This window comes from Chitinophaga agri, from assembly GCF_010093065.1.
Classification (GTDB): domain Bacteria; phylum Bacteroidota; class Bacteroidia; order Chitinophagales; family Chitinophagaceae; genus Chitinophaga; species Chitinophaga agri.
Map to the genome: position 1 here is coordinate 7,323,582 of NZ_CP048113.1, position 13,059 is coordinate 7,336,640.

Consider the following 13,059-nt stretch of genomic DNA (forward strand, 5'->3'; position numbering starts at 1 on the left):
TTTTTGAATTATAGCATAATTTTAAACTATTGCCCTGTCAGCCACGTTATTACACCATTGACTGTTTACAGATTCCCCCAACATCTAAAACTATATTGATATGCCCCGTATACTAGCCGTTCATGGCATTGGTCAGCAGTATAAAGCAGATGAAGTAATTCATAGTGAATGGTGGCCTTATCTCGCAGGAGGGTTGCATAACGTTAATGTAGACATTGTAAAGGAAGACCTGGTATGCCCTTTTTATGGCCATTTATTCAGAAAACAGGATCTGCTCAGCGGCGATGATAAGTATGATCCCAAAGATATGACTACAGAAGAGATAGCGCTGATGGAGGCATTGCTGGAAGAAGCCGTCATCCAGGAGCCCGGTAAAGTCGCCGGCAGGGAAGTTTTTGCGCAGCAGCATCTGGGCACCCCGCAATGGGCACAATGGGGTATCAGGATGTTATCCAGAAGTAAGTTCTTTGTGAATATCAGCCAGCACATGATGATGGGAGACCTTAAACAGGTGGTGCGTTATATGAATGACAAAGCTATACGGGAGGCGGTTATTGAGAAAGTGATGAATAAATTTACAGATGATGTGAAGATTGTTATCGGACATTCCCTGGGCGCTGTCGTGGCTTATGAGTGCCTGTTCCGTAAGCCTGAACATCCGGTTTGTTTTATTACCATGGGATCACCGTTGGGGATCAATAACCTTATATTTGATAAGTTAAGACCCGCCCCTCAGAAAGGTAAGGGCACATGGCCGCCTGTAAAGAACTGGACCAACATTGCTGATAAGGCAGACCTGGTAGCGTTGAATAAAAAACTGGATGGGCTTTTTGGGCCTGGTATCACGGATATCGTTGTGGACAACGGTGCGCATGCACACGATGGCACGCATTACCTCTCTTCGTCTGCTATTGCTAAAACCATTGCAGCTAACTTATGAAAAAGATCCTCATCGCAGCAGGGACAGCCCGGTATGCATATCTGCCAGACCACGAACAACGCCCTCAGCTAACGGAGGTCGTTGCCAAGATAAAAGCCGCCTTTTCAAAAGATATGCACTACGAACTGGCACTTGAGCATATTAGTAATAACCCTTCCTCTAATCAGCTACGGGATGAACTGGATGACTGGCTCGGAGATCCGCAGCGAAGTGGGGATGACTGGGTGGTTATATATTACACGGGGCATGGAGAGATACTCGATAGCGGAAGTTTGTATCTGTGGACCAGTAATTATAGATCAGGTAAGCATGCTGCTACTGCGTTTCTTTTCAGTCAGCTGGCGGATATGGTCGCAGGGCGTACGGCCTCCGGGGAAAACCGGCGAACCAAACGGATACTGTTCATCCTTGATACCTGTTACGCTGGTGCCGGTGCCAATGAGATAATGGAAAAGATAGGTCGCTATTTTACACATGATTCCAGGAGTGGTATGTATTATGTCCTGGCGGCCTCTTTTCCTAATGAACCTGCCCTGGCAGGTGGGTTGTCTGATGCACTCCTCGCATCACTGGAAGAGTTGTCGCAAAAGTCAAAGCAACAGCAGTATATTTTTTTTGATCAGATCAATGCGGCGATCAACCAACGGCTTGGCGCTTATAAAGCTTATTTTGTAAATGTGACGTCAGCAGATGAAGTGCAGCAATTTTTTCCGAACCCTTATTGCGAGGCAAATAGTGTTGCTACGCCGGTAGCGGCAACAACTTTTACCCCTGCTGAGCTGCAATGCTTAAAAGGCATAAATATAAATGAGTTCAGAAATTACTGGGCGCCAAATGCAAGAGGAGTAACGGCCGAAGTGGAATCCGGATGGTACTTCACCGCAAGGACAAAGTTGCTGAACGAGATAGCAGTATGGCTGAAAGATAAGGCTGCTGATCCCATGCTGATCGTGACTGGACCTGCTGGTTCGGGCAAGTCCACTATACTGTCGGCAATCGTCTTGCTGGCACAGGAAATAGCAGCAGGACTGACAGAAAGGTATACTATTGACAAAGAAGATGTCCGGCAGTTCCGCCGGCTGGACCTTGCGATACATGCAAGGGGTAAAACGCCTGATGATACTTTACATATTATAGCAGATGCGATAGCGGTAAAACCGGAAATGGAAGCGGTGCTGGCACAACTGCAGACGAGAGGGGACTATTTTATGCTGATGGATGCACTCGATGAAGCAGTAGATCCTCAGCGTATCTGTAATCAGCTGTTGAAACCACTCAGCAAGGTATCCGGCATCAGGATACTGATCGGTAGCAGACCGGAAGCAGTGAGAACGCTGGGGGAGGACTTACCTATGTTGTATATTGATGATGCTAAATACATCAGCTACAGCGATTTTGAATTGTATATTTCAAGAAGATTGACAGGTATTACGGCTTACAGGTCCACTGATCACCTTACGGATGATATAGAGTACCTGCGGGCGGTGAAAAAGATTGCCGGGAAAGCATACCCCAATTTTCTCATCGGCCGCCTGGCTACGGCTGCGTTGGAAGCTGCAGGTACCGATATCGCCAGTTTCAATCAGCAGTTATTTGAGTTTCCCGCTTCAGTGAACGCGGCATTTGATCTATACCTCCGCCGGTTCAATGAGCACTATGAACTGGTCAGGGATATATTGCGTCCCCTGGCCTGGTCGCATGGATCGGGTTTTCCCTGGGACCATATCTGGTCGGCATTAGCCAATGCGTTTTCCGGAAAGGAATATCATGATGATGATATTCGCTGGGTGATTAACAATGCAGGCTCATTCATAGTAGAAACGCTGGAGTTCGGCCGTTCTGTTTTCAGGTTGTATCATGAGGCAATGGTGGAGTTTTTGAAAGGAGATATGGATGAAGTAGCCGCAAATCGTCTTATAGTCAGGGCCCTGGTAAAGACAGTTCCGTTGCTGGATAACAGGGAAAACCGTGACTGGCGGATGGCACATCCCTACCTGCTGCATTATCTGCCTGGACATGCGGCTATAGGACATGATCTGGAATGGCTGACTAATGATCCGCTATTCCTGCTTTGTGCGAACGACGTTAAACTGCACACCGTCCTGATTACAAACAATAGCCAGGTATCTCCGCAGCTGCTGGATGTATATCAGAGTGCTGTGCACCACATCAGGGAGAAGAATCTTGCGGAAGCAGCAGTTTATCTGCAGTTGAGCGCCTGGAAGTACAGCTTGCGATCGTTTTATATGCATTATGCATGGGCAGTGATCAATGGCCCCTGGAAGGTGATATGGGCCACATGGCTTCCGCCGTCTTCCAGTAATGAGATCGCACATGGTATGACGCATATTAGTGCACTGACAACGGGTAAATGGGGTGAGCAACATGTGGTGGCTGTATGCCGTTCAAATGGAACGGTTGAAATATGGGACATGGAACGTTCTGCAAAGATCTTTACCCCGGACACGGGCATGAAAGATGGCGCAGTAGCCATGGCGCTGGCAGCAACCAGATCCGGAGCGGTGCTGGTGATGGGATGGTCAGGGGGCCAAATGAAGACGATCAACCTGGATACCGGAGAAGTACTGTCGCTTAATACCGGATACAAGATTACACTGCTCCATACAGCAAAGAGGAACGGAGAGGATGTGTGTATTATCTACTATAACAGATCTGCTATCGCTATACGCGCATTGGCAGGGCTGGAACTGATATTGAAAAGAGAGAACATGGCCGAAAATGCGTTGTATAGCATAGACGATGTAAAAGTTGGTCAACAGCATTGTTTACTGGCCGTTGGAGACCATTTAGTGGCAGATACCGGTGGAACGGCAAGTAATATCCTGCTGTTCTCAATGGACGATCTGACGACGGTCTGGTCTAATTCTCCTTCAAACAGAGGTGTTTTCGTCGATGTTCAGGTGCAGCAGCTTTTTAATACTACGATAGCTGTTATCTCACAGGACAACTGGGGCCCAACGGAGATCTGGGACCTGAAGCGGGGCGCGAAATTGTTCCGGGATAATCAGACTGGCACCTACTCCTGGATCTATCCTGAGGGAAACAGGTTGTATCTGTTCACTGTGTTTATGTCCAGACTCAGGAGACTGGAAGTGCAGTACGATAAGGTGTTACGACAGCTTTCAGGTAGCGATGACTATACCTATCCGGATGTGATGCTGACAGGTAAACCATATCGTACACTTCAAGTGAATGGAAGAGAGCAGTTGCTGACCGTTAACAGTAATTACCTGCATATATGGGATATTGAGTCTGTTATCAGAAGTAAGTCGGCCACCCATGGGTATCAATTGTTAAAACAGCATACAGGTGGATTCGCTGTCAGGCTGCAAAGGTCGCCGGTTCTTTACGTAGGAACACGGACGGGAGTGGCTATATTACACGCAGAGACATCGGAATGGAAGGAAGACTATGAAATGGATGGAAATGATCCGGTGGCGCTATTAAGTATTGCACCAGATGAAAGTATGATGGCGGTAGTGAGGGATTCAGGGAATGTATATTTATGCGCTGTCTATGCTGATACCGGTACATTGTCAGCTGGTGTTCAGTTATTTACAGCGGATGCTATTGGTGCGCTGTACTGGATAAAACGCGATGGCCGGTATATTCTTATGGCAGCCGTACGGGAAAGAGGCGTCTGGCTCGTCCGTCTCTGGAATATTACTCCTGGAGGAAATAGGACGCACGTGGGTCAGATAAGACCGGATGCGGGCTCAGACGCCGGGGTAGCTGCAGGACCTGGTGTGAAGCGGATCCGGGGGGAGGAAATGCCTACAAATAGCAGGATAAGATTATACGCCGGGCAGGAAGATAAGATGATTGAAGGACTTACGGCGAAGGTGATCAATGATAAACTGCGCATCGCATTTGCAAGTAAATATGGAATGGTGAATATCCTGGATTATGAAGACCTGCAGGATAGTGTTTTTGCGATACATGAGTGGTATACACCGTCGAATACAGGAGAGTATATTGAATGCCTGCTTTCCTGTAATGCCGATGGGCGCGACCTATTGATCGCAGCCGCTGAATATGGACAGATCACCATCTTTGACTTTAAAACCGGAGAAGTAATCACTGCGAAAGGAAATGCGCATGAAACAAAGGTGACCGCATTATGTGTTTTTAGCTCAGATAAGGGCAGTTGTTTTATCTCCGGTGATGATCGCGGGGTATTAAAATTTTGGTCGTTCCGGTTACAGGAAAGGTATAGCATAGATCTGCGGGCAGGCATTCTGAAACTGGAGCAGGGGGGAGATGGCCGGTTATATGTTTATACCAGATCGGGCATGGCTTTACTTCAGCTCTCTCCCGACCTCTATGAAACAATATTCTAATGCTTATAAGCCTGTTAACAAAAAAAAGGCTTTAGTGATGCCGCCTTTTCGCCCAAAGGGAATTGCTAAGCAGCAGGAAAAATAAAATAAATGATCTCATGGTTGGTTGGATAAATCGGGATTAAATATAGGGGTTTAATTAAATAAAGTAGGAATGGGTAAGCTATATACCCTGTGTGAGTGCCGCAAAACTACCGACTGTACGACTGCCTTTAGCGTCCTGTATGACCACATCGCTTACCTGTACCGGATAGTTGTCGGTTATTTTATTCTCCTCAAATGCAGGATGAGTAAGTGTGAGATCAGTAATCACTGTTCCTTCCAGCCGGCATCGCCGGAATATAATATGCTCATAAGCACCTTCTGAAAAATATGCCCAGTCCAGATCACAGTCAATAAAGCAAACATTGCGGAGGGTACACCCTTCCAGGCTGATATGCGGAAGGATACACGACTGGAAAGTTACATCTGTCAGCTCGCAATCCTGTAACTGTGCTTTCTTAAAATTGCTGTTGGTGAATATAGTCTGCCGGAAGTGGCACTGGTATATGTAAGCATGCGAAAGATCCGTATTGTCAAAACGGGAACTGATAATATCTGTGCCGGAAAATGCCGCATCATGCAGCAGTACTCCATCGGTCTGGTAGTTCTGCAGGGTTTCATCTTCAAGATTAAGCTTGTCACTTTCATCAGGTTCGCCTACGCCTGATATTGTCTGCTGATACCATTGCTCGTGTGTCTGTAGCATTTTCTCAAAAACTGATATCTCCATGATTGATTGCAATTACTCGTTTATAAAACGCGATAGTTTGAGGTCTTGTGGGGTATAATAAAGATATTGTTTTTAGCAAAAATGGCCAAGGATGTCTGGAAACCTGTTGTAGCCGTCCGCCCATACCGGGAATGGATAATTTACCGGCCTTCTGTGCAGCTACCTGCGTAAGCTGGTTACGCGATTCCCCGAACGGAATGGGTTGATGAACCACGATGGTGGAAGAGCACGGGTATGTGGATGAACATAACAATGCTATTAACTAAGTCAGTGCTTATTTCAGTATGATCCTTTCCAGTTCCCGTCCCTGGTATAACGCATACAGTTTCAGGTCGTCCATGTGCACATACCCAATATGGCAGCCGCAGGTTGCATTGGTGCATGTCCTTGGGAATAAGGCTTCCCTGAAATGTTGTTCATAGATATTGCCGATCTTCTCTTTGATAAAATGACAGCGGAACATGTTACCGTCGCCATCGAGGCTGATCACGGTATGTCCTGTTTTACAGGCCTTCCCGTAGCTGTCATAGTGTATCATGTTATTCACGACATACGGATCAATACTTAACAGTGTAGCTGTTTCTTCTGCTGTGTAGTAGTTTGCCAGCTTTTTTTGTGCATTGATCCAGAGGTATCTTTCCGGCGGTAATGCTGCCCGCAGGTGTTCAATCTCTGTAATCGCTTCTTTAAAGCCCACTACTCCCACGCTATAGGATACCTCCATGGCATCCAGCTGCCGGCATTGTTCCAGGAAGGCGGTGCGGCTGGTCTCACCGGGGTGATAGGTGGTCCATAGTGCCAGTTTAGTTTTATCTGCCTTTTTTAGCCACCCCAGTTTACAGGAAAGGTTCGTCTGTATAGCCACCCTTTCTACGTTTGGTAACAGGCTTAACGTTACCATGGCTTCCTGATAGTATTTCCGGATCAATGCTTCTCCCCACGGAGTAAACAGGATCTTAAACTGTATATCAGCCTGCTCCTGTACAAATGTTACAAAGCGGGCTAACTGTGCGGCATCGCGTTCCAGTGTTTCCCTGGAGTCTTTTCTTTTGGCAAACGGACAGTAGTTACAGCTGTAATTGCAGCTGGACAACGGTCCTCTGTATAATATAGACAGCGTCATTGTAATGCAAAATTGTTGATAAGCGTCCGGATGGGCGTTGAGTACAACCATGGGCCGATCGCATCCGAATAGTCAATGCCCCTGCTGGTGAGATGGAACAGCTGTCCCTCCGTTACGGCCATACCCTCATCAAGCAGTGACTGTAACTGCGGATAGTCGGTCAGCGGATGACTGCCATACAGCTCCCGGTAGCGGGAAATATCCAGTCCGCTGTTATGCAGTACTGATTTGATAATAAACCGTCGTTGCTGCTCTTCCTGCGGCAGTATGATGCCATAATCCGCCTGACTGAAGTCAGCTGCTGCCTTCATTGAATACTGGTCTATGATCGACTTAATATTATGCCGGGCCACTGCATACTCAGATGAATAATGTACTGTCCTTGTATACGAACGCGCGCCGGCACCCAATCCGATCATACCATCTTCCTGACAGGAATAAACAAGCGGTCGCACAGGTCTGTCCGGTTTGATCTTTCTGAACATGCGCATAGACACCTGTTCATATCCTGCATTGAGCAGCATGGACTTTGCTGCCAGGTACAGTTCAAAGCGGTTATCTGCAGGTGCGTTCCCTGATTTGGCAATGCCTGTCAGGGGACGAACATATAGTGGGTAGATGAAGATCTCATCGAGCTCATACCGGATGGCTGCGTCGATTGAATACAGCCAGGTATCCGGGGTTTGTCCCTGGGCCCCGTAGATCAGGTCAACATTGATTGTCGGAAACCCCTGCTTTTTCAGCAGGTCCAGGGCCGCAAATACTTCCCTGTTTTTTTGAGGACGGCCCAGTGACTTCTGTTCTGTTTCCAGGAAGCTCTGTACACCCATACTCACGCGGTCCACACCCTGTGAGAAAAGGAACTGCGCTTTCTCAGCCGTTATTGTTTTGGGAGACATCTCAAAAGATACCGGCAGCAGTTCCGGCTGTGCACCTAATTTCCGGATGATGCCAAACAGCTTTTCCAGCTGCGGTATTTCCAGAAAGGTGGGCGTGCCACCGCCTACCGCCATCTGACCGAAGTGCTGTGGCTGCACAACCTCCCGGATCGTATCTGCCTCTCGCGCCAGGGCGTCAAGATAAACATCCACCATGTCATCTTTCGGATTGGCAATGGTGAACAGGTTACAGAACCCGCAGCGCATCTCGCAGAAGGGGAGATGCACGTACAGAAAAAGGGCATCCTTCTTCTCTTCCTTCCACAAAGCAGATAGGGATAACGGTGCCAGTGACCGGTAACTATGCTTATGTGGATAGGAATAAGCGTAGGAATCAAATATGTTGTCGAACAATGTCGTCATGCTTTCTTCTTTAATACAAAACTGGCCATCGGCACTTCCCATACACTGGGATGACCGATACGATGACCATAATATCCTTCTTCTCCGTAGGCTGTTCCATGATCTGAACAGATAATACAGAAGGTGTCTCTGTCCTGACTGGCCAGCGCATCCATCAGTATGGGCAACTGGCTGTCCACATACGCCAGTGCCGCCTGATGTGATGCGATCGTGTCTGTAGTCTGCTCATTAGTATGATAGAAATAGTTAGGCTGATGAATAGCCGATACATTGATAAACAGGAATAGCTGTTGTCCGGCACATTCACTGATAACAGTGGCGGCCTTCTCAAACTGGTTCCGGGTAGAGGCGGGGTCCGTCACACCATAGGAACGGTCCCAGTAGCTCTCCTGGAAAAGGGAAGGGAGCACACAACCCAGTGCAGTCTGTTTGTTAAAGAAACCTACACCACCTATGCAGACGGTTTTAAATCCCTGTTCTGCAAAGCCACTTACAATATCAGCCGTTTCGAACACCAGGGTTTTCTCTCCGGTCGTTTCACTTCCTGCGAATCTTGCTGCAAACATCCTGGGTGTCTTCTCCGGTGTGGCCGGAGTAGGCAGAAAGCCTGCAAAGAAGGCATGATGTGCCGCATAGGTAAAACTACCAGGCGTACTGCATCGCTGCCACCCTTCGGGCATATATCGCCGGAAATTAGGTGTTCTGTTTTCGAGGAATAAGGAAGCCGCTGCGTCATACCGCAGGCTGTCCAGCGTCATGAACAGTATATTCATATCCCTCGCAATTTCTTTCATGTTCAGCATTCCGTCCATCGATGCAGTTCTGTTATGTGTTGTATTACTATAGCAGGATTGTTCCTGTCGGATGTCTCACCATATGCTACCCAGCAGGTGTTTAATCCACATGCCTGCGCTCCCAGGATATCATTGACCAGGTCATCTCCGATCATACACGCCTGGGCCGGTGAGATGGCTAATGTCTTCAGTATCTCCCTGAAAAATTCCGGGTTTGGTTTGGCCTTGCCCATCTCTCCGGAGATAAAGATATGTTGAAAACAGGCTGTCAGACCACAGGCTGCCAGTTTTAAGCGCTGTATGGTTCCGTTGCCATTGCTGGCCAGCACCAGCTGGTAGCGGCGCTGTAACTGCTCAAGCAGTTGCCGTATAGCGGCATCCGGTCGCAGGGAACCGATGATGAGCTGTTGAATACTACGTAACAGCGTGTCAGGTGCAGCGGCGGGCATCAGCCATTGACAAAAGGCTGTCCTGTCTGTGTTACCACCCGCATCCTGTGCCATGACCTCATCCAGTGTATGCGATACTTCAGGATGTTGCCGGAGCCAGCATTGCATCGCCTGCCGCATAGCCCTGTTCCTGTCAAACAGGGTATTATCCAGGTCGAATATCAGGACGGGGTTATTCAGCATGGCAGGATCGATTGCCGGTGAAGAATAGCGGATAATTCCGCTTCATAGCAGGTTTCTCCCTCATCCAGCAGGTTGGGAAGCAGGTCGCCGAAGGCGTTGACTTCCAGTACATGCGGACGAAGATCGCGGGCCGTCAGCAGTATATCAATTCCCATATAGAATGTGTCAGGAAAACAGGCAGCTGTCTGTTCTGCCAGTTGTTTTACTGCCGTCAGTCGTTGTGCTCCGAATGTATCCAGGAACGTGGACATATTCCCCCGTTTATTACCCAGGTGCAGATTTGTGATCACCTGTTTACTGGTACGCAGCACAGTATGTCTTGCACGCCCTCCGATCACCAGTACCCGCACATCAAAGTAGCGGTCTTCCAGGGTCGCTTTAGGCAGCCATTCTTCTATCTGCACCCCGTCTGTCATCACGGTATTGATCAGGTCAGCAATATCTGGTTCATGTGAGTAGGTACGTACCTTCAGTGAATTATACAGCCTGATACCTCCTGGTGTCCGCCGGAGGTCCGCAGAAGAAACGGCCTGTAAATGATGGCCGTTTCTCCGGAAGGCGATCACGCCGGAGGCAGAGGAAGCATGTGCTGGTTTAATGAATACGCGGGAGACCTTCACCTGTTCCATGACATTCACTAAGGTGGCATAGTTACTGACTGGGGGCAATATCCGGGGTACCGGAATATGATGTTGTTGCAGATAATGCTGGCAGGCAGCTTTATCAAACATCAGACTGATATCTTCCGAAGTATTCATCCGGATGATGCCGGGGCCGGTCAGTGAACCGTCTATCTCTTTCAGCAGGTGCTGAAACCCGGTGTACCACGGACGCATATACCGGATAATACCATGATCATACACATGCAGGTCTTCAGGGATTGTCCCGTTGGACAATCCCCGTTCTATCAGTAAGGCCCTGACGAATTCGTTCTCTCCCGGAGAATCGATCTTTACGATACTTCCTGCCGGTATGTCCGGTAGCCGCCGGCCCGTTAATATGTCTGTATATGGAATGACTGTCACGGTAAGGCCCTTGCTGACAGCTGCTTCGCAGAATGCGGTCGTTCTCCTGTTCTCTGCATTCCCAATGATCACCACATGCATATGTTACTACTCAGATACTTCTATGTATGGACCGTATTCATCCATCGCTTCCTGTTCGTCAATGTTCATTTCAACGCCTATACCCTGTAGTTTTGCCATCATGTTATTGGAGAGATAATGATGTCTCAGATTCAGGAAAGTCAGTTTTCTGATATGGTCGCTGTGCAGTAATGCTTCGCCACCCTTATCGGTTAGTGCGCCCATCGAAAGATCCAGTGTGTGGAGTTTTTCGGTGAAAGGTGCCGCGCTGACCGCAGCAGCAATATCATCCTGGATCTCACTGTTCATCAGTCCGAGATATTGCAGCCCGGGGAACTTTTCTCCGGAGATGATAGGTGCATAGTTACTAATCGTGGAATCAAAGCCATAGTTCTCAGATCCCAGCCAGAGTACCAGCTTTTCGAGTTTAGGCAGATCAGCAGCCAGTATATCTTCTAAGGTAGTGGTAGACAAACCACCTGTTTCAACGATCAGTGTTTTCAGATTGGCATGTGCCAGGTTCGAAAAGCGTAAACCTTCACCACCCCGAACCTGGAAATGTTCCAGTCCGGTATAAGTGCTCAGTAAAGGATGCATATCCGACTGCTGGATCCAGGAGATCTCACATTCTTCATAGGTCATGTCACCGATGAAAAGATGTGTGAGTTGTGGCAGTTTACTGTGGTGTTCCACCAGTTTCTGTATAACTGATGAAGAGTCGGTTGAACTATCTGCGGAGAACATGCCAATGATCAGTTCTTTCACTTCGCCCGCACGGGGATCATTCGCAAACGCATCTACTTTATTGCTAAATGCATCGGCTGGTTCATCATAGTCAGTACTGATACGGTAAACAACGGTCTCAGGATTAACAATACCGGTTTCAGGGTTAAAAATTTCGACTCTTTTCCCTTGGAATTCACTCAGATTTGAAGTAACGGTCATTCTCTTTTTTTGGGGGCTAATATAAAGGAATTTATTCAGAGATGCGGTGCCAGTCAGTAACCGGTACAGCATCTCTGAATAATAATTTAATAATGGAACTGTACATAGGTTGTCAACGAATTTCCGCAGGTACATGTCTCTACATATACCACAATATAGCCGCCGCCAGGCAGTGTTGCATAGCCTTCAAACCGGGTGCAGGGAGAGCTGCTGGTTTTTGACAATACAATCAGTTGGGGTGATGCCGTAGAACCGGACTCTTTATACCATGCATGTGCAATATCGCAGGTAGAGCTGGTTTCAACGCAGTAATACTTTCCATTGAGATCATTGTAATAGTTACAGCTGGCGTCTGCCTTTACTTTCTTTACAGGTTTAACTTTGTCGGCAGCATGGGCGTTGGCAAACAGCGTGAAGCAGAGAATTAACAGGTACGTGAGATGTTTTTTCATAAAAACGGGTTTCGGGTTGGGTTAAATAATTATCTTCAGTAAGGTATTATATTATTTTCGAATTTTACAGTCCCTGAATTATTTTCTATATTAGATGTATGTCCACGTTTAATACAATTTCCGCGCTGAAGGAAGGTGACCCTTCCGTTTTCAGTGATATATTCAATGAATATCACCGGAAGGTATATTTCTACATCCTGTCAAAGACACACTCTCCCTACATAGCTGAAGAAACCACACAGATCACTTTTATTAAATTATGGGACTACCGGCATCAGCTGAATGAATCCGAACCGGTCAGCAGACTGATATTCCACATCGCCAGGGCGACTTCTATAGATCTGCTCAGAAAGGAAGTCGTAAAAGGCCGCTTCCTGAAACAGGAAAGACCCCGGGAGGAAGATACCGGTAACATAGCCGACACGCTTGAAGCCCGGGAAATGCTGCTCAGGGTCAGACAGGCAGTGACCCATATGCCTCCTGTCAGAAGAAAAGTTTTTGAACTCAGCCGTTATGAATTTAAATCCTATAAGGAAATAGCCGATCAGCTGTCCCTGTCCGTTAAAACTGTAGAAAATCACATGTCGTTAGCCCTCAGTTATTTAAGAAATCTGCTCCTCTTATTATTGCTATTCTTCCAGCGCTGAAAAAAAT

At 47.5% G+C, this 13,059-nt stretch carries 11 protein-coding genes; 3 read left to right on the top strand and 8 right to left on the bottom strand.

The window, feature by feature from the left end:
- Positions 1 to 100: 100 nt before the first annotated feature.
- Both GWR21_RS28845 and GWR21_RS28850 read left to right on the top strand, forming a co-directional pair.
- Entirely contained in the window at positions 101 to 940 is an 840-nt protein-coding gene (locus GWR21_RS28845) for an alpha/beta hydrolase family protein (protein ID WP_162335160.1), read from the top strand.
- Entirely contained in the window at positions 937 to 5,301 is a 4,365-nt protein-coding gene (locus tag GWR21_RS28850) for a caspase family protein (RefSeq protein WP_162335161.1), read from the top strand. Before GWR21_RS28845 ends, GWR21_RS28850 begins: the two co-directional genes overlap by 4 nt.
- 163 nt (positions 5,302 to 5,464) lie before the next feature.
- On the opposite strand, the gene GWR21_RS28855 is transcribed toward GWR21_RS28850, so the two are convergent.
- The 8 genes from GWR21_RS28855 to GWR21_RS28890 form a co-directional block, all read right to left on the bottom strand.
- The gene (locus GWR21_RS28855; protein WP_162335162.1) at positions 5,465 to 6,073 is read right to left on the bottom strand and encodes a pentapeptide repeat-containing protein; all 609 of its coding nucleotides are present in this window, start codon (positions 6,071 to 6,073) and stop codon (positions 5,465 to 5,467) included.
- Positions 6,074 to 6,347: 274 nt separating this feature from the next.
- A complete protein-coding gene (locus GWR21_RS28860; protein ID WP_162335163.1) occupies positions 6,348 to 7,196 on the bottom strand; it encodes an STM4011 family radical SAM protein in 849 nt (282 codons plus the stop codon).
- Positions 7,193 to 8,497, bottom strand: coding sequence for an STM4012 family radical SAM protein (locus GWR21_RS28865; RefSeq protein WP_162335164.1), 1,305 nt, complete (start codon positions 8,495 to 8,497; stop codon positions 7,193 to 7,195). Before GWR21_RS28865 ends, GWR21_RS28860 begins: the two co-directional genes overlap by 4 nt.
- Entirely contained in the window at positions 8,494 to 9,309 is an 816-nt protein-coding gene (locus GWR21_RS28870; RefSeq protein WP_317165763.1) for an STM4013/SEN3800 family hydrolase, read from the bottom strand. Before GWR21_RS28870 ends, GWR21_RS28865 begins: the two co-directional genes overlap by 4 nt.
- Positions 9,294 to 9,923: an HAD family hydrolase gene (locus GWR21_RS28875; RefSeq protein ID WP_162335165.1), complete on the bottom strand. Its 630-nt coding sequence runs from the start codon at positions 9,921 to 9,923 to the stop codon at positions 9,294 to 9,296. The genes GWR21_RS28870 and GWR21_RS28875 overlap by 16 nt, the downstream gene beginning before the upstream one ends.
- Complete coding sequence (locus GWR21_RS28880; RefSeq protein WP_162335166.1) at positions 9,917 to 11,029, bottom strand: STM4014 family protein; 1,113 nt, start codon at positions 11,027 to 11,029, stop codon at positions 9,917 to 9,919. Before GWR21_RS28880 ends, GWR21_RS28875 begins: the two co-directional genes overlap by 7 nt.
- A gap of 6 nt (positions 11,030 to 11,035) precedes the next feature.
- Positions 11,036 to 11,953: an STM4015 family protein gene (locus tag GWR21_RS28885; RefSeq protein WP_162335167.1), complete on the bottom strand. Its 918-nt coding sequence runs from the start codon at positions 11,951 to 11,953 to the stop codon at positions 11,036 to 11,038.
- An 86-nt stretch (positions 11,954 to 12,039) separates the two neighbouring features.
- A complete protein-coding gene (locus GWR21_RS28890) occupies positions 12,040 to 12,405 on the bottom strand; it encodes a hypothetical protein (protein ID WP_162335168.1) in 366 nt (121 codons plus the stop codon).
- A gap of 98 nt (positions 12,406 to 12,503) precedes the next feature.
- Between GWR21_RS28890 and GWR21_RS28895 the strand changes: the two genes are divergently transcribed.
- A complete protein-coding gene (locus GWR21_RS28895; protein ID WP_162335169.1) occupies positions 12,504 to 13,052 on the top strand; it encodes an RNA polymerase sigma-70 factor in 549 nt (182 codons plus the stop codon).
- Positions 13,053 to 13,059 lie beyond the last annotated feature (7 nt).